The organism is Prevotella sp. oral taxon 376 (assembly GCF_003043945.1).
Lineage (GTDB): Bacteria > Bacteroidota > Bacteroidia > Bacteroidales > Bacteroidaceae > Prevotella.
Genome location: NZ_PYXG01000001.1, coordinates 1,802,513 through 1,824,775, shown reverse-complemented (window position 1 = coordinate 1,824,775; position 22,263 = coordinate 1,802,513). Strand labels below are relative to the sequence as shown.

Sequence of the window (22,263 nt, the reverse complement as noted above, 5' to 3'; positions counted from 1 at the left end):
CGGTCGAATCAGAACTATCGACTCGCGACATGACGGAAAAACATGACTTTGTAACAATTGCCGATCTTTCGAAGAAGAAGCTGCTCTATCTGCTCGAAATGGCGCAGGAATTCGAGAAACATTCCAATCGGGAACTACTGAAGGGGCAAGTCGTGGCCACACTTTTCTTTGAACCTTCCACCCGCACGCAGCTCAGCTTCCAGACGGCGGCAAATCGGCTTGGCGCAAGGGTCATCGGCTTCTCGGACGCCAAGACCTCCAGCACCACCAAAGGAGAGACCCTGAAGGACACCCTGCTCATGGTGAGCAACTATGCCGACATCATCGTCATGCGGCACTACATAGAGGGGGCGGCCCAATATGCCAGCGAAGTGGCTCCCGTGCCCATCATCAATGCCGGCGACGGGGCCCACATGCACCCCTCACAATGTCTGCTCGACCTCTATTCCATCTATAAAACTCAAGGGACACTCGACAATCTGAACATCTATCTGGTAGGAGACTTGAAGTATGGGCGTACGGTTCACTCGCTCATCATGGCCATGCAGCACTTCAATCCCACCTTCCACTTCATTGCGCCAAAGGAACTTGCCATGCCCCAGGAGTATAAGCTCTACTGCAAAGAGCACGGAATCCGGTATCAGGAGCATACTGCATTCAACGACAAAGTCATCGCCGATGCCGACATTCTCTATATGACGCGCGTGCAAAAAGAACGCTTCTCCGACCTCATGGAATACGAGCGTGTGAAGAATGTGTATATCCTGAAGAACGAAATGCTCGGCCTGGCCAAGCCAAACATGAAAATCCTGCACCCGCTTCCGCGAGTGAACGAGATCGCATATGATGTGGACGAGAATCCGCATGCCTACTACATCCAGCAAGCCAAGAACGGGCTCTACGCCCGCGAGGCCATCTTCTGCTATTGCCTCGGCATCACATTGGACGAGATTAAGAACGATAAAACCGTCATCGAACCATGAATAAGAAAGAACGACTGGTAGCTGCCATTGAGAATGGCACCGTTATCGATCATATTCCTGCCGAGAAAACCTATCAGGTGGTGTCAGTTCTTGGCCTGGAAAAACTCACCACCCCGGTTACCATCGGCAACTATTTTGAGTCCAAGAAAATCGGAAAGAAGGGAATCATCAAGGTCTCCGACAGGTTCTTTACCGACGCAGAGATCTCACAATTGTCGGTTGTCGCCCCCAAGGCAGTGCTCAACATTATCCACGACTATGAGGTTTCAGAGAAGAAAATGGTGGAAACGCCCAACGAAATCAGGGGAATCGTGAAATGCAACAACCCTGTCTGCGTCACGAACAATGAGCCTATGGAGACCGTATTCAATGTCGTCGACAAGGAACACGGCATCATCAAGTGCCGTTATTGCGACAAGGAACAGGACATCAGCAAAGTAAAACTCTGCTGAAGAACAAGAATCACATACTTAAAACACCCTATAATATTATGAGAAAAGACAATGAGATTTTCGATTTAATCGAAAGAGAACATCAACGCCAGCTAAGAGGAATGGAACTTATCGCCTCAGAGAACTTCGTCAGCGACGAGGTCATGCAGGCAATGGGAAGCTATCTTACCAACAAATATGCCGAAGGGCTTCCGGCTCACCGCTACTATGGCGGCTGCCAAGTGGTAGACGAGGTGGAGAATCTGGCCATCGAACGAGTAAAGAAAGTCTTCGGCGCGGACTTCGCGAATGTACAACCGCACTCCGGGGCACAGGCTAACCAGGCCGTTCTTCTCGCTGTCCTGAAGCCCGGCGACACCTTTATGGGACTCGACCTCGACCAGGGCGGGCATCTTTCGCATGGCAGTTCGGTCAACACATCGGGCATTCTCTACCACCACATCGGCTACACCCTCGACAGGGAGAGCGGCCGCGTGGACTATGACGAGATGGAGCGACTGGCCTTGGAGAACAAGCCAAAGTTGATTATCGGTGGCGGAAGCGCCTATAGCCGGGAGTGGGACTATGCCCGCATGCGTAAGATCGCCGACGAGGTAGGCGCCTTGCTGATGATCGACATGGCGCATCCCGCCGGACTGATAGCTGCCGGCCTGCTCGACAACCCCGTTAAATATGCCGACATTGTTACCACTACGACCCACAAGACACTGCGTGGACCACGCGGAGGAGTCATCATGATGGGCAAGGACTTCCCCAACCCGTGGGGCAAGACGACCAAGAAAGGCGAGGTAAGGATGATGAGTTCGCTCATCAACAGTGCCGTTTTCCCTGGCATACAAGGCGGCCCGTTAGAACATGTCATCGCCGCCAAGGCTGTCGGGTTCGGCGAGAATCTGCTACCTTCATGGACGGAATATGCCACGCAGGTTAAGAAAAACGCCGCCGTTCTGGCCCAGGCCTTGACCGATAAGGGATTTGCCATCGTAAGCGGCGGTACAGACAACCACTCCATGCTGCTCGACCTGCGTCCTAAATATCCGGAGCTGACAGGTAAGGTGGCTGAAAATGCCCTTGTCGCGGCAGACATCACAGTCAACAAGAATAAGGTTCCCTACGATGAGCGTTCCGCATTCCAGACCTCCGGCATCCGCCTTGGAACGGCCGCGATGACCACCCGCGGAGCCAAAGAAGACATGATGCTGTTGATCGCCGACCTCATCGACGAGGTGCTGGAGGCGCCGGAGAACGAACAGGTTACGGCAAGAGTCCGCGAGAAAGTGAACGCGACCATGAAGGATTATCCTCTGTTCGCATACTAAACTCCAACGGCAGACCACGCTCAAGGGGGCAGGTTCTCAATCGAGAAGCCTGCCCCCTTGAATGTGGATATACCCTTCAACCATTGTCCTCACTGGTCAAGACCGGCAGGGAAATGTGATAACGCACCGCAAGAAAACGGATCAGGCAGATAAACAAGAATGTCGCCAGTGCCGTAATGCCGACATTCACTCCAAACTCTATCATGCCCCAATAAAGCAATCCACCCCCGATGCTTGCGCTCGCATAAATCTCTTTCTGGAAAATGACAGGCTGCTTGTTCAGCAGGATATCACGGATGACCCCGCCCGCAGCTCCTGTTATACAGCCCATGATGACCGCAACCCAGAAAGGATGGCCCAAGGCCAGTGTCTTCTGGATGCCTGCTATGGTGAAAAGCGCCAATCCGAGAGTATCAAACACAAACCATGCGTTGTCCAAAGGACGAAGATACTTCTTAAAGGCAACCACAAACACCTGGGCCAAGGCGGTACAGATGAGATAGGCGGGAGAGGTCATCCAGAACGGCGTAACACCCAACATCACATCGCGGATGGTACCTCCGCCGATGGCTACGGCAACTCCACAGACAAAGCCTCCGAACCAATCGAACTTCTGGCCGGCAGCATGACGGATGCCCGAAATGGCAAAAGCAAATGTACCGACAAACTCCAAGACTTGCTGAACCGTGCGGACAAACTCTAAATCGGCGTACAGAGTCATGGCTATCCGTTGACTACATTCTGAGGATTTCCCTCTTCGAAAGCCCTCACATTTGCCACCGCTATCCTCATCAGGCGAGCTCGGGCCTCACGGGTAGCCCATGCCACATGGGGAGTAAGATACGCATGAGGCTGCGAAAGCAAAGGATTGTCGGCAGCGGGAGGCTCCGAGCACATCACATCTGCGCCATACGCCCCCAACTGACCAGATGCCAAGGCGTCGGCCACATCCTGCTCATTGACCAGCGGGCCACGGCCAGTATTAATCAGAATAGCCCCGTGCTTCATCCGATGGAGGCTGTCTTTATTGATCAGTTCACGGGTTTCCGAAGTCAACGGACAATGCAAGGTGAGAATATCGCTCACGCCCAGGAGACCTTCCATCGTGGTCTTTTGTATCCCCTCCGGGAGGTCGGCAGAGTTCCTGCTGGTATACGCGAAGACATCCATTCCGAAGTCGCGGGCAATCCGCGCGACCTTGCATCCGATGTTCCCAAGCCCCACGATGCCGATGGTCTTGCCGGCCAACTCATGGATGGGAGCATCCCAGTAGCAGAAGTCAGGATTCCGGCTCCACCGCCCCTCACGGTTCTGACGGGCGAAGCTGTCCACCTTGTTCGTTATATTCAATATGTGGGCAAACACCATTTGGGCCACGCTGTCGGTGCTGTAGGCAGGAATGTTGCAGACCGTGATGCCCCGCTCCCTTGCCGCCTCGGTATCAATGATGTTGAATCCCGTAGCCAGGACTCCTATCATTTTTAACTTCGGCAACTTTGAAAGCATATCCGCATGGAACGGGACCTTATTTGTCAGGACAACATCTGATTCCTTGGCTCTCTCCAATATCTCATCAGTCGCGGTACGGGGATAGACCACAACTTCGCCCATCTCCTTCAAGCCATCCCACGAAAGATCACCGGGATTGACTGAATAACCATCTAAAACTACAATCTTCATTTTCTTTTCTCCTTAATCTTTATATCTGTCTTTCCAACAGCGCAACATCTGCTGATAGAGTTTCTCTTCAGAAGGCGAGTGCTGGGCATGCCAGAGACGCTCACCCTTAAGGGCTTCCGGCAGGTATTGCTGTTCCGTGAAGTTCTCCGGGAAGTCGTGCACATACTTATATCCGTCATGGTATCCCAGTTGCTCCATCAGCTTGGTGGGAGCGTTGCGCAGGTGCAGGGGCACGGGTAGGTTGCCCGTCTTCCGCACCAAATCGGTCGCGGAGGCTATTCCCATATAGGCCGAGTTGCTTTTGGGGCTGGAGGCCAGATAAACCGCGGCCTCCGCAAGGGGAATGCGCCCTTCCGGCCAGCCTATCTTCATCACGGCGTCGAAGGCGGCATTGGCCATCAGCAGGGCGTTCGGGTTGGCCAAGCCGATATCCTCCGCGGCGCTTATCACCAGTCGGCGGGCAATAAACTGCGGGTCTTCTCCCCCCTCTATCATGCGTGCCATCCAATAGAGAGCGGCATCGGGGTCGCTTCCCCGGATAGACTTGATGAAGGCCGAAATGATGTCATAGTGCATCTCGCCGTCCTTGTCGTAGGCCAACGGATTCTGCTGGAGCTGCCTCTCCACCAGTCCGTCGGTAATTACCACCTCGTCGCTGTCGGCAGCATCCACCACCAGTTCCAGAATATTGAGCAACTTGCGGGCATCGCCCCCGCTATAGCGAAGCATGGCTCCGGTTTCCTCCAGCACGACGCGCTTTCGTTTCAGCTCACCATCTTGGGTGATGGCTCGCTCCAACAACTGGAGCAGGTCGTCTTTCTCCAGCGGCTTCAAGACATAGAGCTGGCAGCGGGAAAGCAACGGCCGGATGACCTCAAACGAGGGATTCTCCGTGGTAGCGCCGATAAGGGTTACGACGCCACGCTCTACGGCGCCCAGCAGAGAGTCCTGCTGCGACTTCGAGAAACGATGGATCTCATCGATGAAGAGAATCGGCGAAACACGATTGAAGAACTTGCCATTCTTCGCCCGCTCAATGACATCGCGCACATCCTTCACTCCGCTGGTTACGGCAGACAGCGTATAGAACGGCGTTTCGAGCTTGTTTGCTATGATCTGGGCCAATGTGGTCTTCCCCACTCCGGGTGGTCCCCAGAGGATAAACGAAGCTATACGGCCTGCGTCTATCATCTTGCGCAGCACCGCATCCTTACCTACCAGATGCTTCTGACCCACATAGTCATCCAGCGTGCGGGGTCTCATTCGCTCGGCTAATGGCTCACTCATTACCCGCAAAGTTACGAAAAAGATAAGAAACGGGTGATTTTTTTCCATTAAAAGTTTGCGAATTAAGAATTAAGTACTTACATTTGCAGCAAAATTGAATCATTGATGAAAGATAAAAAGGCTATAACAATTAAGACACTAAACAAGAGCAATGTCTGGGATCTTCAGGAAAACGACATCTTCCGCCTATGGGAAGCCGGAGACAAGGAGGCCGACTTCAGGGATAATATCCGCCGCTATACCGATATCATACGCAGCGCTTTTGAGATAGAAGAAATCAAAATCGACAAGCCCGGAGTGCTGAAGAAATATGAGGAGCGGGGATTCAAGATTGGGAATGTACGCATGGATGACAGCACAAAGGTGAAATGGGCCATCAAGAAGCGCCCCATCACGCGCGTTACCGACCTTACCTACGAAAACATCCACCACATCTCGGCAGCCAAGCTGATAGAGGTGCTCGACCGAAACTTCGGCAGCGGATGGGAATCGCTGCCGCAGAACATCAAGGACATCATTGAGAAAGGCTTCGACATCAGCACCACTACCTTGCCCCAGGAGCGCCTGCACAAAGTGGGAGGAATGTATGAAAAGAAAGTCGCCGACGGCTTTGAGGTCTTGGAAATCCCCAAGGGAACATGGGTGGAGGCCATCTTCGCCAAGGCAAAGCCCGAGATAGAGAAGCTGCGCTTCAGGCCGGAATCGGAACTGGAGGAGGAAAAGCGACGCAAGAGCGGCAGCAGCGACCTTGAAGAGGGAGAAGAGGAAGACATCGAAGAGAGAGAGATTTTGGACGAGGACGACGAGGATGCCTTCGACGAGGACAAGTTCACGGAGGAAAGCTATCGCACGACCTTCGACGCCGACCCCGACGATCTGAGCCTCGAGGCGGAAGATATCAGTGAGGACGACGGCGTGTATTAGCCTGCCGGAGGCCGCGTCGGGAAACAAGAAAAACCATCCCACATCATAAGAGTTGCCCCCGGAGGCAACTCTTTTTCATGTCATATCACGAGAGACGACGCCCTGTCGTCCCACCCACCGCAGGGAACCGGAGGATGGGAAGCTATCGGCAAGATGACAAAATCGGCGAAATCGTACGACAAAATCGGCGAGATCGTCCGACGAAATCGGCGAATTCGTAACGCCCGGAACCACCTCCGGCGCCCGAGGCAAAAAAGAGTCCCAACATCCGAAACGGACATTGGGACTCTCTGATATATCGCGTGCCTCTGATTAGAAGAAGAGGTATCTGTTGTCTACGACCTTGGCATTCTGGTAAAGCTCGTTCATGAAGTTGCCCGCATATTGCATGGCCTTCTGGCGGAGCTTGGCTTCCTGAGCCTTGACATCCAACTTGCCCGGACGCTGTGTCCTGCCCGTAACCTGGAAGACATAGACTCCGGCATTTCCCTTGACGGGATTCTTGGAGAACTTACCCTTGGCAGTAGCCGCAACGGCGCCGCTCAAAGCTGGCTCGCTGGCACCCGTCTCCATCACGAATACAGGGGCAGAGAAGGTAATCTGGTTAACGGTCGACACCTTGGCGCCCTTTGCCTTGGCAGCCGCAACGGAGCTTACGCCGTCCAATTTGGCAGCCAACTGATCGGCTTTCTTGTCTTTCAGCACTTCCGCCCTTACCATCTCGCGAACCTGGGCATCAGCCAAAGTGCGATAGCCGGCAGGATGAATCCGCGAACAGATGGCCACGAGCAGATGGTTGTTGTCGCCGCACTCATACATCTGAGACACTTCGCCCTCGCCGGCTTCAAACAGCCACTTCAACACATCACGGGTAGCGTGGATGTTCGCAAGGTAATGCTGCGCCGTGGTAACATCGTTGGCCTCCCGCACCATATAGCCAGCCTTGGCAGCATTCTTTTCTATCGACTCCGCTGTCTGGTTGGCACTCACGAAGGAGCTGAACTTGTTGTAAGCGGCACTATATGTGTCCTTTGAGAATTCTATGTCTTTCTTGATGACGGCCGCGGTGTATTTTGTAACCATTGCCTTGCGGTCGAGCACTTGGAAAATGATGTTGCCCTGGGTCAGGACAATGTTCTTGGTCTCGTTCACGCCTGCCGTGGTAAGGGCAGAGAGATAGTTCTTGGTGTCTGCATCCAGAGAAGGAGCGCCCTGATACTGGGCTGATGTAATCCAGGTCTTGGCTCCTGTCTGCCCGTATTTCTTGGCCAAAGCCTCGAAATCGGCACCGCCCGCAAGGGCTGTATAGATGGAGTCTGCGGTCTTGTGGGCAGCCTCGGCGGTCTCACCTCCCACCTGAATCTGGCGATACTGGATGGAATCGGGCATCTGCTGCTTGGCAACGAGCTTGATTAGGTTCATCGTGTTGTCCCGCTCATTCTCTGTCGGAGCGGAAACCTGGCCTACTGCCATAGAGTCGAGCTTGGCTGCAATGTCCATCGGGAAAGCCTCCCGGGTCTGGGGAATGCCCAGGTATTGAACCAGGGAAGCGCTCTTACGAACCACATCTGTAGGATCGGCCGCTGCGGCAAGCTGCGTATGGTATTCGGCAAACTGCTTGTTGAGGGCGGCGCGGTCGGCCTGCGAGGGAGTTACCTCTATGTCTACATACTTCACATCACGGCTCTCCACATACTGCTGGAAGCGTGCCTTCATCTCGGCATACTTGTTTTTCAAGTCGGAACTCTCTATTTTCACCTTGCTGTCATCGATGCTCGAATAAGCAAGGGAGGCAAGCTGAATCTGTGCCTCTTGGTTCTCTTCCTCGAAGGAGGCCTTGGCTTCCACGGGATTTGAAAGCAGACAGTGAGCCAACAGACTCTGATATTTCTGCGCAAGGGTCTGCTGACGGAGGGTCTTCTCTATGAAAGTCCAATACTTATAGAGCGTATTATACTGTTCAGCTACCTGTGTGGGTGCAGCCTGCTGTGCCTTGTAGTCCGCAAGGAACTTCTGAAGGGCGTTTACATCGAAGCGTCCCGTCTGCCTGTTTACGAACGGAGTCTGCTGGAGCATGGGGTCGATGCCCATCCGCATGATGTTCTGCATCTCCTCGTCGGTTACGGTCAGGCCAAGCTTCTCAGCCTCGTTCTCCACCAATTTGGTCTGCACATAGGTGTTCCAGACCATGTCTTTCACCTGATTCATCTGCTCGTCGTTCAGGTTGCCGGCACCTTGTTGCATCTTGATCACTTCCTGATACTCTTCCATGAGTGCCTGGAATTCCTGCACATTGATTTTCTCGCCTAACACCCGGCCTACCTGCTGGCGTTGTTCATTCTTCGTCGCGTCGCAAGAACGGAACAACTCTTCAGCAATGAAGGCAAAGAGGCCGAAACCAATGATGCTGGCAAGAATCACGCCTCTTTTTCTAATCTTTCCTAATGCTGCCATTATTATCTATTTTATTTTTAATTATTATTTACCTATATTACATTTTGAAATGCCCACAAAGATACCAAAAAGATAGTAAACAAGCGAATTTTTCGGCAAAAATTTGATATCAGCCATTCACTTTTAGCTTTACCAACTCTATTTTGGTCATTGTATTCTTGAGTATCTTGAAATCAAAACGGCCAATATGCACCACCTCGTTCAGTTTCGGGAAACTTTCGTAGTAATGCAGAATGAGGCCTCCTATCGTCATATAGTCATCGCTCTCGGGAAGGTCGATGTCGAACATCTCGTTCACCTTGTCTATCTCCAGACGGGCCGAGAGGATGTACTCGCCCTCCCTGTCCAGCTTCTTTGCTATGTAGTTGGAATTGTCGTGCTCATCCTCAATGTCGCCGAAGATCTCCTCCACGATATCCTCCAAGGCAACAAGACCACTGGTGCCGCCGAACTCGTCGACGACGACACCAAGGGATTTCTTCTGCTGAAGGAATGTCTTCATCAACTTCTGGGCGGCCATTGTCTCGGGAACGAAAGGCATCGTGCGGATGCCCTCTTTCCAATTACCGGCATTATGGAACATCTCCGACGAATGGATATAGCCCACAATATGGTCGATGTCGTCTTCATAGACCACGATTTTTGAATGTCCGCTCTCTATGAACTTCTGCTTCAACTCGTCAAGCCCACATTCGTTCATGTCTACGGCTATGATTTCCGTGCGGGGTATCATACAGTCTCTGACCTTCAAGTCGGGAAAGTCGAGGGCATTCTGGAAGATTTTCACCTCGTCTTCTATATCGTCGTCGTTCCTGGCATTGTCGATGCTGGACTGCACCAGATAATCCAAGTCTACCTTGGAGAAGCCTTCGTCGTCGCTCTCCGCATCCATCTTGATGCCGAAGAGCCTCAACAGCCACTTGGCCAGGAAAGTAGCAAATTTACTGATTGGCCATAAAACGATATAGAAAAAATATGCGATTGGCGAGAAGAAATCGAGCAGTGAATTAGGGTTGCTCTTGAATAAGGTCTTCGGAAGGAATTCTCCCGTAAAGAGAATCACGAGCGTAGAGCAGACGGTATCAAACAAAACTCTCGTCCCCGCGTCAAGTCCGGCAAATAGAGTCGTGTCGAAAATCTTGGCAAAAAGGATGCCATAGACCACAAGCACGATGTTGTTGCCCACGAGCATCGTGCTCACAAAGCCATTGGGATGATCATAGAATACGGCCAGTATCTTCCGGATGAGACCGTTTTTCTCCTTGTCCATCTCCGCAAGCATGCGATTGCTAGATACGAAAGCAATCTCCATCCCCGAGAAGAAGGCGGAGAACAGCATTGTAACGAGAATGCCTATAACAAGAGAGATATCTACAGAACCCATGTCAATGCATGATAGGAATTGAGGTATTACGCGGCTGAGGAGAAGCTTGCGGACGCAACTTGAGCTTGGCGGAATCGGGCGCAGACTGCAAAGTGTCGTTATCGCCCTGCATATCCCCACGCTCAAATGAGCCCTTACTGTTAGAGACATAATATCTTGTCATCTTCTCGTCGCTACGGAAATAGCTGCCTTGCAACTGCCGCTCTGGCGTTACCAGATGGGAAAAGACATGGGAGTAAAGCTCGTGCTTCATCTCATCCCAATACAGCTGCTCGCTTGAGAACCGGAGTCCGTCCTTCGTAAGGATACGAACCCGCCCCCTCAACTCCCAAAGGCGCTGCTGGTCATAATAGTATGCCGTGTCGGCCTGTATGTAAGACTGTACATGGAATTTCTGGTCGAACTGCTCCAGAAACAAACCTTTGTCGAATATCCAGCGAGAGGGCTGACGATTCTGATTGACCTCCCACCGCTCCGTAACTATCCGATATTTAATAACACCGGAATCAGAAATCAAGGTGTTCACCCCGTAACTCGTCATCACAGCCACCGAATCCTGGGGGTTGATGGCTGACGCCGTATGCTCTTTCTGCTTCTGACAAGAGGCAAACAGGAGCGTAACCACGATGAGTGAGAGGGCTGTCTTTTTCAATTCCGCAGAAAATGTCTTAGGGTTTATTCTACTTTCCACTTTGCAAACCAGCGCTCATTGAAGGTGATGCCCACATTGATGCGGAAAGTGTTCTCCCTTATCAGGCCTGTTGCTTCTGAACGAACATACTGTGCACCGATGTTCAAAATCGAGCGGGTGTTATATCCATTGACGATAGGAATGCCGAATCCCGCACTCACGCCCATTTCCTTAGGGCCATCCTGGCCGTTCACCTTTATATAAGGTGTGGCATAAGAGATGCCGGCGCGATAATGAATGCGTTTGAAAAAATTACGGCTGTTCTCCTGGGGCACATATTCACCGCCAACGGTAAACTTATGCCGATCCTTTAAAAGATTGGGAGCCAAGGTGTATTGAGGCTTCTCGTTCACGACACTATATTCCGGGAAATCAATCTTGCCCCATTGCTGCAAGGAATAGTCTGCCCCTATTTTCCACTGATTGTTGTGGTTCCACATAAAACCGGCACTAATCATTGTCGGCATTTCCAACCCGTTTTTAACCACATAAGTGGCCGTATCGGAAACAGCCGTAGCCTTATTAGTCGATATCACCTGACATTGCGGGTCGGCCCCCAACTTGTGCCCGAGAGTATAGGTGGCGCCGAGAGTTAGCCAGTTTTTCTTTGAGAGTCTTGCCGTATACTGAAAGCCGAGGTCAAGTTTGTAACTGCGGACATCACCTGTATAATACTTAGAAAGCGTATTTGCATAAGAATCACTATAGCTGTTTACCAAGGAGCGCTCATAATCTCCCCACAGATAACCGATGTTTCCACCAATGGCCAACCCTCTGACAGGCTCCCATCCAATACCTAAATAGGCTTCGTGAATGCCACCAGAACCGGAATAAGTGTTGGTGGTAGTCGTCGTGAGCGAACCGCCTACGAACTGCGACTTCGCATAATTATATCCGATATTGGTAAGCGGAATGAGGCCAAAGCTCATTCCCACATGCTTGAAAACGCGGAAGCCCGCGACAAGATACTCCAAATCGGCATTATGGGCATTCTTTTTAACACCTGCTTCTTTAAAGTTAGCTATCTGCCCCGACATTCCAATATCAAAGATAAACGACAAAGAGTCGATCGCAGAATATGATGCCGGATTCAAATAATTAATCTGGTTATGCTCATGGAAACCCAATCCTAATCCATTCATACCACGATTAAAACCACTTGCCTGATCAAAGAGGACACCCAGTCCAAACTGACTATATGGCGAGTTAGTACCGCTCTGAGCAAGCACATTCAAAGAAGATACTGCCAGCAATGCAGCACAAAAAAATATCCTTTTCATACTTTATCCATTATACAGGTTGCAAAATTATTGAAAAAATTCGAAATAAAAGAACGATAACTGCAAAATATAAGCTATTTTTGCATCGTGAAACAAATAAAACTGACTTTTAAAGCCTATTTGGTTATCTTTTTACTGTCTTTAACATGTCAGGCAAAAGCAGATAATGTGCCAACCGTCAACGAAAGATGGGACAGCGTGGAAATAAGCTTGCTGACCTGCGGGCCTGGCCAAGAGATATGGTCGCTGTATGGGCACACTGCCATACGGGTTCATGACATGGATGGAGAAGATCTTGTCGTCAATTACGGAATCTTCTCTTTTCGTCAGAAATTTTTCATTCTTCGGTTCGTCTTTGGCCTCACCGATTACCAAATGGGAATCACCACCTACCCAGACTTTATCGCCGAGTATCGGCAGGAAGGAAGATGGGTGAAGCAACAAGTGCTGAATCTCACCAGGGAAGACAAGTCTCGGATCGTTGAAGCCATTCAAAAAAACTATCTTCCGGAAAACCGGGAATATCGTTATAACTACTTTTACGACAACTGTACGACGAGAGCGAGAGACATACTCGTCAGGAACATGAACGAAGAAGTGTCGTTTCCTGAAGACCATGAAATCAGCCAAAGCTTCCGGAGCATGATTCATGCCTATAACCGCAACCATCCCTGGGCTCGGCTGGGGAACGATTTGCTCCTTGGATTGAAAGCTGATTTCAAGACGACAAAAAGCGAGCGGCAATTTCTTCCGGGGAATCTGATGAACGATTTCGACAACGCCCTACGCACAAACATCGACGGCAAGAAAGAAAAATTGGTGAGCAATACGGAATATCTCCTTCACGCAAGAGAGAGAGACTATAAATCCGGCTTTCCTTTAAGCCCGTCTGACTGTTCAATTATTTTACTGATAATTACCATTGCCATCTGCGTTTTCGAGTGGAGCAACAAAAAGATTCTCTGGGGATATGATGCTCTCCTTATGACGCTGGACGGCGTTGCGGGGCTCATTCTCTTGGCTATGGTGTTCAGTCAGCACCCTACCGTGAGCCTCAACCTGCAGATTCTGCTTCTATGCCCCCTATCGCTCGTTTTCATGATACCCGTAGTCAGGAAGCTCCGCAAACGGCAACTACACTGGTATCTGACCGCATCCAAATATCTCACGGCCATCGCTGTTATCGGATATGCCTTTCAGAAATATGACAAGGCTGTACTTATCGTGGCACTGATTTTGCTGATAAGAATCATATCAAACGAAATATTGATAACCAAACACATGGGTAATACCGACAAGAATGAATAGATACCTCACCGCACTCCTCGTCGCGCTTTCCACGACTGGACAGGCCCAGTCTCTGCAGTCGGCGCCCCGGCTCGTGGTAAACATAGCCATCGATGAATTGCGCACCGACTATATCGAAGCCTTCGCCCCGCTTTATGGCGAGGGAGGGTTGAAAAAACTGCTTCAGCAGGGCCGTGTATATGAGGCTGCCAGCTATTCGTTCGAGCCACTTGACAGAGCCTCGGCGATAGCCGCCATAGCCACTGGCACGACTCCTTACTATAATGGAATCACAAGCAGCAAATGGCTCGACAGGAAAAGTCTCCGTCCCGTAGGATGTACCGACGACGACAGATACACGGCTTCGCCGAAAAAACTCTCAACTTCGACCATAGGCGACGAGCTTAAAGTGGCCACAAACGGAGCAGCCATCATCTATGCCATCGCGTCGGAAAAAGATGCCGCCATCTTGTCAGCCGGCCATGCCGCCGACGGAGCGATATGGATCGACGAACGAAAAGGGACATTCAGCACCTCCGGATACTATTCCAATAAAGCAAGAAAGTGGTTGGACGCATACAAGAGCGTATACTCTCAACGCACCGAAGATGAAGGTTCCAAGAACCTTGCCGTCGTTCAAGCCGCAAAGGAATGCGTCAGAGACAACAGAATGGGCAAAGACGAGATTACCGACCTGCTTTCAATCACACTTTCCGCCAAGGGCAGAAACGCGACAAACTGGCAGAAAGACATGGAAAGCGTCTATCGCAAAATTGATCAGGTGGTGGCCGAACTCATCTCGGGAATCGAGAGCAGCGTGGGCAAACAGAATGTACTCTTCTTCCTCACGAGTACAGGTTACACCACGCAGGAGAATGTAGACTACACCCGCTATCAAATCCCTACCGGCACATTCTATATCAACCGCACGGCAAATCTCCTCAATATTTATCTTGGAGCCATTTATGGACAAGGCCGATATGTGGAGGCCATCTTCAGAAATCAGATCTATCTGAACCATCAGCTCTTAGAGCAAAAACGCATCGGGCTGGCCGAAGTGCTCACACGAAGCCAGGAATTCCTCATCCAGAACGCGGGAGTACGAGATGTATACACCTCCACACGACTCCTTGACGGCAACAGCGACATCGAGAAAATACGCAATGGGCACAATCCCGCCATTAGTGGCGACATCATCGTAGAAGTCGCGCCGGGCTGGCAACTCTACAACGAAGACAACCAACAGAAATATACATCACGCGTCAGCTTTGTCCCATTCCCTGTCATCGCTTACGGAGGCAATATCAAAGCAGAGCGCATCACCATGCCCATAGCGGTAGATCGTATTGCCCCTACCATCGCAAAGGCCATCCGCATAAGGGCACCCAACGCCTGCAAGGCGGCTCCCCTGTTTTAAACTATTCAAGAGGCCCTGAGGAAAAAGCCGTTAGAAGGCGACCTTTTAACGGCCTTTTACCTTCCTTTTAGCCGTTAACAGGCGACCAAATAGCCGTCTTTTACTTTTGCTACATTCATCTTTCTTGGAGCAACATGCTGATAATTGAAAAATTATTCGTAATTTTGCGTCCAAAATATAATTAGGTAAGAACAAAAAAAACATAAGAAAATGAACTTCAATAATTTTTTAAAGTCATTGTTTGGCGACAAGTCAACCCGTGATATGAAACTTATCCAGCCATTAGTGGAGACCGTAAAAGAGGCCTACCCCGCCATTAAAGAGCTGAACAATGACCAACTGCGTGCAAAGACAAAGGAAATCCAGAAATATGTACAGGACTCTGCAAAGGAAGAAAAAGAGAAGATCGCGGAACTCAAGAGCACGATAGAAGACACCCCCATCGACGAGCGCGAGGACATATTCACAGAGATTGACAAACTTGAGAAAGCGGCTCTCGACAAATACGAAGTGGCCCTCAACGAGGTAATGCCGGTAGCTTTCAGCATTATAAAGGATACGGCCCGTCGTTTCTCCGAAAACAAAGAAACCGTGGTTACAGCCACCGATTTCGACCGTGAGCTTGCCGGGAATCCGGCAAACGACTTCATCACCATCGACGGCGACAAGGCCATCTACCACAATGAGTGGACTGCCGGCGGCAACAAGATCCAATGGGACATGATACACTATGATGTGCAGCTCTTCGGCGGCATAGCCTTGCACCAAGGTAAAATAGCCGAAATGGCAACAGGTGAAGGCAAAACCCTCGTAGCCACCCTCCCCGTGTTCCTGAACGCACTTACAGGAAACGGAGTGCACATGGTTACCGTGAACGATTATCTTGCCAAACGCGACTCTGAATGGATGGGACCGCTCTATATGTTCAACGGCCTCTCCGTCGACTGCATCGACAAGCATCAGCCCAACTCGGAAGAGCGGCGCAAGGCTTATCAGGCAGATATTACTTTCGGAACTAACAACGAGTTCGGCTTCGACTACCTCCGTGATAACATGGCCATCAGTCCTGCAGACCTTGTGCAGCGCCAGCATAACTACGCCATCGTGGACGAGGTCGACTCCGTATTGATTGACGACGCCCGTACTCCATTGATTATCTCCGGTCCGATACCCAAGGGCGACGACCAGATGTTCGAAGAATACCAGCCATTAGTAGAAAAACTCTATGAGGTGCAGCGCAAGCAGGCCACGGAACTGCTTGCCGAGGCTAAGCAGAAAATCACCCAGGCACAGCAGGTACAAGACAAGAAACAGGCTCAACAGCTGGAAGAAGAAGGGTTCCTTGCCCTCTTCCGCTCCTATAAGGCACTGCCTAAAAACAAGCCGCTCATCAAGTATCTCTCAGAAGATGGCATCAAGTCGGGGCTCTTGAAGACCGAGGAGTTCTATATGGCCAATAACAATCGTGAAATGCCCAAGGCCATCGAGCCTTTATACTTCGTAGTAGACGAGAAGTTGAACTCTGCCGACCTCACCGACAAGGGCGGTGCCTGGCTTGCCAAACAGACCGGCCGGCCGGATCTTTTCGTGCTGCCCGACATTACCAGCCAGCTCTCTGCACTTGAAAACGAGCATGACCTGAACGACCAAGACCGTCTTGACAAAAAGGATGACCTACTGAATCTCTATGCCGTTCAGAGCGAGCGTGTTCACACCTTGCAGCAACTTCTGAAAGCATACACCATGTTTAATAAGGATGATGAATATGTTGTCATAGATAGCGAGGTAAAGATCGTAGACGAACAGACCGGGCGTATCATGGAAGGTCGCCGTTGGAGCGACGGTCTTCACCAGGCTATTGAGGCAAAGGAGCATGTCAAGGTAGAGGCCGCGACACAGACTTTTGCCACCATCACCCTGCAGAATTACTTCCGCATGTACCATAAACTCTCGGGCATGACGGGTACAGCGTCTACCGAGGCCGGTGAATTCTGGGACATCTACAAACTTGATGTGGTCGAGATCCCGACTAATAAGCCAGTAGTCCGCAACGATATGGATGACCGCGTCTATAAGACAGCCCGCGAGAAATATTCTGCCGTCATCGAGGAAATTGAGGAAATGCGCGTCAGTGGACGGCCTTGTCTGGTAGGTACAACCTCTGTCGAAATCAGTGAGTTGCTCTCCAAGATGCTCGATATGCGCAAGATTCCACATCAGGTATTGAATGCCAAGCTGCACCAGCAAGAGGCTCTGGTAGTTGCCGAGGCGGGTAAAAGCACCAAGGGAACGGTTTTCCTTGCGACCGATGGAAAGGCTTTTACCGACAAAGCGTCTGCCGTGAGATATCAAAATACACTCGTCAAAGCGGCAAATGAGGGAGCTAAAAGTGCGGATACCAGTCTTGCCGGACAGGATGCACAGAACCTCATCACCAACGAGGAGAGACTGTTAGGAGCCGTAACCATTGCCACCAACATGGCCGGTCGTGGTACCGATATCAAACTCACACAAGAAGTAAAGGCGGCAGGAGGTTTAGCCATCATTGGCACGGAGCGCCATGAAAGCCGGCGCGTAGACCGTCAGTTGCGTGGTCGTGCCGGCCGCCAGGGCGACCCGGGCAGCTCGGTCTTCTATGTCTCATTGGAAGACAAGCTGATGCGCCTCTTCGGATCAGAACGAATTGCACATGTCATGGATCGTCTGGGCTACCAGGAAGGCGAGCGCATAGAGGCTCCTATGATTTCCAAGAGTATCGAAAGAGCTCAAAAGAAGGTAGAGGAAAACAACTTCGGTATCCGTAAACATCTGCTTGAATATGATGATGTGATGAACAAGCAGCGTACCGTAATCTATGAGAAGCGTAGACACGCCCTCATGGGTGAACGCATCGGCATGGATATAGCAAACATTATTTGGGACCGCTGCATCAACATCATTGAGAAAAACGACTACGAAGGATGCAAGGAACAGTTCCTGAAAGTCTTCGCGATGGAGTGCCCCTTTACAGAAGAAGAGCTCTTAAATGCCGACCACAATGTACTGGCAGAGCGCGCATTCCAAGACGCGATGGCGGCCTTCAAGCGCAAGACCGACCGCATCCAGAGTGTAGCCTGGCCTGTCATTAAGGATGTGGAAGAAAATCAGGGAGACCGCTTCGAGCGCATCATGGTACCGGTTAGCGACGGAAAGCGCGTATATAATATTCCTTGCGACCTCAAAAAGGCATACAAGACAGAGGGCAAGGATGTCGTGAAGCAGTTCGAGAAGGTCATCATGCTGCATATCATTGATGACAACTGGAAAGAAAACCTTCGTCAACTGGATGAACTTCGCCACAGCGTGCAGAACGCCTCATACGAGCAGAAAGACCCCCTCTTGATCTTCAAGCTTGAGAGTGCGACCATCTGGGATACCATGATTGACGACATCAACAATCGCACCTCGTCCATCCTCATGCGTGCCCAGATCCCGGAAATGCAGGAACAGGAAGTTCACGAGGCGGCGCCAGAGCAGAGGAGCCAGCGTTATAATGAACAGAAGGCCGACCTCAGCGATCCCGCACAACAGGCTGCAGCCCGGCAGGACACCCGCGAAACGGCACAAAGAGTAAATCACACGCCGATTATCCGCGAAAAAATGCCTCGCCCCAACGACCCTTGCCCATGTGGCTCCGGCAAAAAGTTTAAAAACTGCCATGGGCGTAACATCAGATAAGCAGCATGATCAGACTTGACAATCTCCAGAAATCATTTGGCGAAAAGGTAGCCGTCCATATCCCGGAATTCACCATCAACGATGGCGATATTCTTGGATTGGTAGGCAACAACGGGGCCGGCAAGACCACTCTTTTTCGCCTGATGCTTGATTTGATGAAAGCAGATGAGGGGACGGTGTCCATCAACGGCATCAATCCAGCCGAAAGCGAGGAATGGAAAAAGACCACCGGTTCCTACATTGATGAAGGGTTTTTAATCGATTTTCTCACTCCCGAAGAGTATTTTGAATTCCTCGGAAAGGTGAACAACATGACAAAAGACGCTGTTGAATCCCGTGAAAAGGACTTCGAACAATTCATGGCGGGCGAGATCATGAATCAGAAAAAACTCATCAGAGACTTCTCTGCCGGGAACAAACAGAAGATTGGAATCATTTCCGCATTATTCAATTGCCCCAGGCTCGTCATCCTTGACGAGCCGTTCAACTTTCTGGATCCATCAAGTCAGAACATACTGAAGAAACTCCTCCTGACCTATGCCCGGGAGAACGAGGCTACCATTCTGATCAGTAGTCATAACTTGCAACATACAATAGAGATATCCACCCGCATTGCCCTGCTCGAGCATGGCATCATTTTAAAGGACCTGCAGAACGAGCATGGGAGCGCCGAGAAAGAACTGGAAGACTACTTTAACATTTAAGATCAGCCCTCCCCATTTCTAGGTATATTTCTGACAAAATAAAAGGTTGCAACAGAGTTGCACCTTTTTTGTCGTATATTTGCATGTAATAGGAGAGGAAAGAGAAAAAATGAAATTATCAGAACTTAAGACTGGAGAAAAAGGCATCATCGTAAAAGTGCTCGGTCATGGAGGCTTCCGCAAGCGCATCGTGGAGATGGGCTTCATCAAGGGCAAGTCTATAGAGGTCTTGCTGAACGCCCCCTTGCAGGACCCCGTAAAATACAAGATTATGGGCTACGAGGTTTCCCTCCGCCACAGCGAGGCGGAGTTGATAGAAGTCGTAACCCTTGAGGAAGCCAAGAAGATAGAAGAGGAAGAAAAAGATGCTGAGAAACTCGTCAAAAGTTCCAAGATGATCGATAGCCGCGAGGCCGATGAGCAACCACTTACCGACAAGCAGCTTGAGGACGCGGCAGAGAAGAAGCACAAGGAAATCAATGTTGCATTGGTAGGCAATCCAAACTGCGGAAAGACCTCGCTCTTCAACTTTGCGTCAGGCGCACACGAGCGCGTAGGTAACTATAGCGGCGTTACCGTAGACGCCAAGGAGGGACACGCGGAATTCGAAGGCTATAAGTTTAACCTTGTCGACCTCCCCGGCACTTACTCCCTCTCTGCCTATTCTCCCGAAGAGCTCTATGTGAGGAAGCAGATCATCGAGCAAACTCCTGATGTTATCATCAATGTCATCGACACGAGCAACCTCGAGCGCAACCTCTATCTCACCACACAGCTCATCGACATGCACGTGCGCATGGTTTGCGCCCTCAACATGTTTGACGAGACGGAGCAACGAGGCGACCATATAGACTACGAAAAGCTGGGGAGCCTGTTGGGTGTCCCTATGGTTCCCACCGTCTTCACCAATGGCCGAGGCATCAGAGAGCTATTCCACATGGTAATCCAGATGTACGAGGGCAAAGAGGGGGAATCTCCTCATTTCCGCCATATCCATATCAATCATGGACACGAGATCGAACATGGAATCGAAGAAATACAAGAACACCTGAAGAAAGCCCCTAATGTGCGGCTCCGCTATTCTACCCGTTATCTGTCCATAAAGCTGCTTGAATACGACAAGGACGCAGAGGAATACATCAAGGCCTTGCCCGATGCGGCGGAAATTCTCAGGCATCGTGATGACGCGGCGAGAAGAGTCAAGGAAGAGACGGGCGACGACTGCGAGACTGCCATCATGGACGCGAAGTATGGATTTATCCATGGCGCACTTGAGGAAGCGCTCTATAAGACGGGAAACAAGAAAGACACCTACCAGACAACCCATCTGCTTGACCGCATATTAACCAACAGATGGGTAGGATTCCCGATCTTCATCCTCATCTTGATCGTGATGTTTGCGACAACCTTTATGGTCGGCCAGTATCCCATGGACTGGATAGAGACACTCGTAGAACTACTGGGAAGCCAGATAGGAGCCTACATGCCGGAAGGTCCTATCAAGGCAATGCTCATTGACGGTATCATTGGCGGCGTGGGAGCGGTTATCGTATTTCTTCCACAGATCCTGATTCTCTATTTCTTTATATCGTTCATGGAGGACTGCGGATATATGTCGCGCGCAGCCTTCATCATGGATAAGCTCATGCACAGGATGGGGTTACACGGCAAGTCATTCATCCCGCTGATCATGGGATTCGGGTGCAATGTGCCCGCCGTCATGGCCACGCGCACCATCGAGAGCCGTCGCTCCAGGCTTGTAACGATGCTCATCCTCCCCCTGATGAGCTGCGAGGCTCGCATTCCCATCTATATTATGATCATCGGCACCTTCTTCGTCGGAAGCCTCACCCAGTCGCTCGTCATGTTCTCCCTCTATCTCGTGGGAATGACTCTGGCCGTACTCATGAGCAAGCTCTTCACAAGCACTCTGTTCAAGGGCGAGGATGTGCCTTTCGTCATGGAACTGCCACCCTACCGCTTCCCGACATGGAAGGCCATCTTCCGCCACACATGGGAAAAGGGCCGCCAGTATCTGAAGAAGATGGGAGGCATTATCCTCGTGGCGAGCATCATCGTGTGGGCATTAGGCTACTTTCCCTATGACAGGAATGTGGGGACTGCCAAAGCGAGCGCGGAGGCCGCCATGGCACGATACGGCGAGGATTCCAATCAGGCACACGAAGCCCATGAGGCCTACATGGCTGCCGTTCATCGGCAGCAAGAGCAAAGCTACATCGGGCAGATTGGCCGGAGCATAGAGCCGATATTCACTCCGCAGGGATTCAACTGGAAGCTGGATGTGGGCATTCTGGCCGGTGTGGGCGCCAAGGAAATCGTTGCCTCCACCATGGGAGTCCTGTATTCCAACGATGAAAGCTTTGCCGAAGACAACAGCTATAATAACGAAGGCGGCAAATATGAGATACTCCGCCACAAGATTCAGACAGACATTGCCAACACCCACGGACTAAAATACGAGGCGGCAGCCCCCTTGGCCACATTGACGGCATATTGCTTCCTGCTCTTCGTGCTGCTATACTTCCCCTGCATTGCCACCATCGCGGCCATCAAGGGGGAAACAGGCTCCTGGAAATGGGCGCTGTTCACGGCGGCATACACCACCTGCCTGGCATGGGTTGTCAGCGCACTGGTATTCCAGGTCGGGTCGCTCTTCCTATAAA

At 51.0% G+C, this 22,263-nt stretch carries 16 protein-coding genes; 9 read left to right on the top strand and 7 right to left on the bottom strand.

Annotation, left to right across the window (positions count from 1 at the left end; genetic code table 11):
• Window positions 1–29 precede the first annotated feature (29 nt).
• From pyrB to glyA, 3 genes are read left to right on the top strand one after another with little or no spacing between them, the layout of a single operon-like run.
• Window positions 30–983, top strand: coding sequence for an aspartate carbamoyltransferase (gene pyrB / locus C7120_RS07965; protein ID WP_107621091.1), 954 nt, complete (start codon window positions 30–32; stop codon window positions 981–983).
• Window positions 980–1,435: an aspartate carbamoyltransferase regulatory subunit gene (locus tag C7120_RS07960; protein ID WP_107621090.1), complete on the top strand. Its 456-nt coding sequence runs from the start codon at window positions 980–982 to the stop codon at window positions 1,433–1,435. The genes pyrB and C7120_RS07960 overlap by 4 nt, the downstream gene beginning before the upstream one ends.
• A gap of 38 nt (window positions 1,436–1,473) precedes the next feature.
• Window positions 1,474–2,754 (top strand): serine hydroxymethyltransferase, encoded by a 1,281-nt coding sequence (glyA, locus tag C7120_RS07955; RefSeq protein WP_107621089.1) that lies wholly within the window; start codon window positions 1,474–1,476, stop codon window positions 2,752–2,754.
• A 76-nt stretch (window positions 2,755–2,830) separates the two neighbouring features.
• On the opposite strand, the gene C7120_RS07950 is transcribed toward glyA, so the two are convergent.
• Genes C7120_RS07950 through C7120_RS07940 form a run of 3 tightly spaced genes read right to left on the bottom strand, consistent with a single transcriptional unit; the run spans window position 2,831 to window position 5,721 of the window.
• Window positions 2,831–3,475, bottom strand: coding sequence for a trimeric intracellular cation channel family protein (locus tag C7120_RS07950; RefSeq protein WP_107621088.1), 645 nt, complete (start codon window positions 3,473–3,475; stop codon window positions 2,831–2,833).
• 2 nt (window positions 3,476–3,477) lie between these two features.
• On the bottom strand, window positions 3,478–4,434 hold the full coding sequence (locus C7120_RS07945) for a D-2-hydroxyacid dehydrogenase (protein ID WP_107621087.1): 957 nt from the start codon (window positions 4,432–4,434) through the stop codon (window positions 3,478–3,480).
• Between the two features lie 12 nt (window positions 4,435–4,446).
• Window positions 4,447–5,721 carry a replication-associated recombination protein A gene (locus C7120_RS07940; protein WP_107621086.1) on the bottom strand — a complete coding sequence of 425 codons (1,275 nt, stop codon included), beginning with the start codon at window positions 5,719–5,721 and terminating at the stop codon, window positions 4,447–4,449.
• Between the two features lie 105 nt (window positions 5,722–5,826).
• On the opposite strand from C7120_RS07940, the gene C7120_RS07935 reads away from it, so the two are divergent.
• Window positions 5,827–6,645, top strand: coding sequence for a hypothetical protein (locus C7120_RS07935; RefSeq protein WP_107621085.1), 819 nt, complete (start codon window positions 5,827–5,829; stop codon window positions 6,643–6,645).
• Between the two features lie 312 nt (window positions 6,646–6,957).
• Here the strand turns inward: C7120_RS07935 and C7120_RS07930 are convergent, their stop codons facing one another.
• The 4 genes from C7120_RS07930 to C7120_RS07915 all read right to left on the bottom strand — a co-directional run bounded on the left by C7120_RS07930 (window position 6,958) and on the right by C7120_RS07915 (window position 12,454).
• Entirely contained in the window at window positions 6,958–9,099 is a 2,142-nt protein-coding gene (locus C7120_RS07930) for a peptidylprolyl isomerase (RefSeq protein ID WP_107621084.1), read from the bottom strand.
• A gap of 109 nt (window positions 9,100–9,208) precedes the next feature.
• On the bottom strand, window positions 9,209–10,483 hold the full coding sequence (locus C7120_RS07925) for a hemolysin family protein (protein WP_233247045.1): 1,275 nt from the start codon (window positions 10,481–10,483) through the stop codon (window positions 9,209–9,211).
• 1 nt (window position 10,484) lies between these two features.
• Window positions 10,485–11,108, bottom strand: a complete 624-nt coding sequence (gene lptC / locus C7120_RS07920; RefSeq protein WP_107621440.1) for an LPS export ABC transporter periplasmic protein LptC — start codon at window positions 11,106–11,108, stop codon at window positions 10,485–10,487.
• Window positions 11,109–11,158: 50 nt separating this feature from the next.
• Window positions 11,159–12,454: a hypothetical protein gene (locus C7120_RS07915; RefSeq protein ID WP_107621083.1), complete on the bottom strand. Its 1,296-nt coding sequence runs from the start codon at window positions 12,452–12,454 to the stop codon at window positions 11,159–11,161.
• A gap of 87 nt (window positions 12,455–12,541) precedes the next feature.
• On the opposite strand from C7120_RS07915, the gene C7120_RS07910 reads away from it, so the two are divergent.
• From C7120_RS07910 to feoB, 5 genes are all read left to right on the top strand, one after another.
• Window positions 12,542–13,762, top strand: a complete 1,221-nt coding sequence (locus tag C7120_RS07910; RefSeq protein ID WP_233247044.1) for a DUF4105 domain-containing protein — start codon at window positions 12,542–12,544, stop codon at window positions 13,760–13,762.
• Window positions 13,755–15,158, top strand: a complete 1,404-nt coding sequence (locus C7120_RS07905; RefSeq protein ID WP_107621081.1) for an alkaline phosphatase family protein — start codon at window positions 13,755–13,757, stop codon at window positions 15,156–15,158. The genes C7120_RS07910 and C7120_RS07905 overlap by 8 nt, the downstream gene beginning before the upstream one ends.
• A 210-nt stretch (window positions 15,159–15,368) precedes the next feature.
• Entirely contained in the window at window positions 15,369–18,875 is a 3,507-nt protein-coding gene (locus C7120_RS07900; RefSeq protein ID WP_107621080.1) for a preprotein translocase subunit SecA, read from the top strand.
• A gap of 5 nt (window positions 18,876–18,880) precedes the next feature.
• On the top strand, window positions 18,881–19,579 hold the full coding sequence (locus tag C7120_RS07895; RefSeq protein WP_107621079.1) for an ABC transporter ATP-binding protein: 699 nt from the start codon (window positions 18,881–18,883) through the stop codon (window positions 19,577–19,579).
• A 109-nt stretch (window positions 19,580–19,688) separates the two neighbouring features.
• On the top strand, window positions 19,689–22,262 hold the full coding sequence (feoB, locus tag C7120_RS07890) for a ferrous iron transport protein B (RefSeq protein WP_107621078.1): 2,574 nt from the start codon (window positions 19,689–19,691) through the stop codon (window positions 22,260–22,262).
• Window position 22,263: the final 1 nt, after the last annotated feature.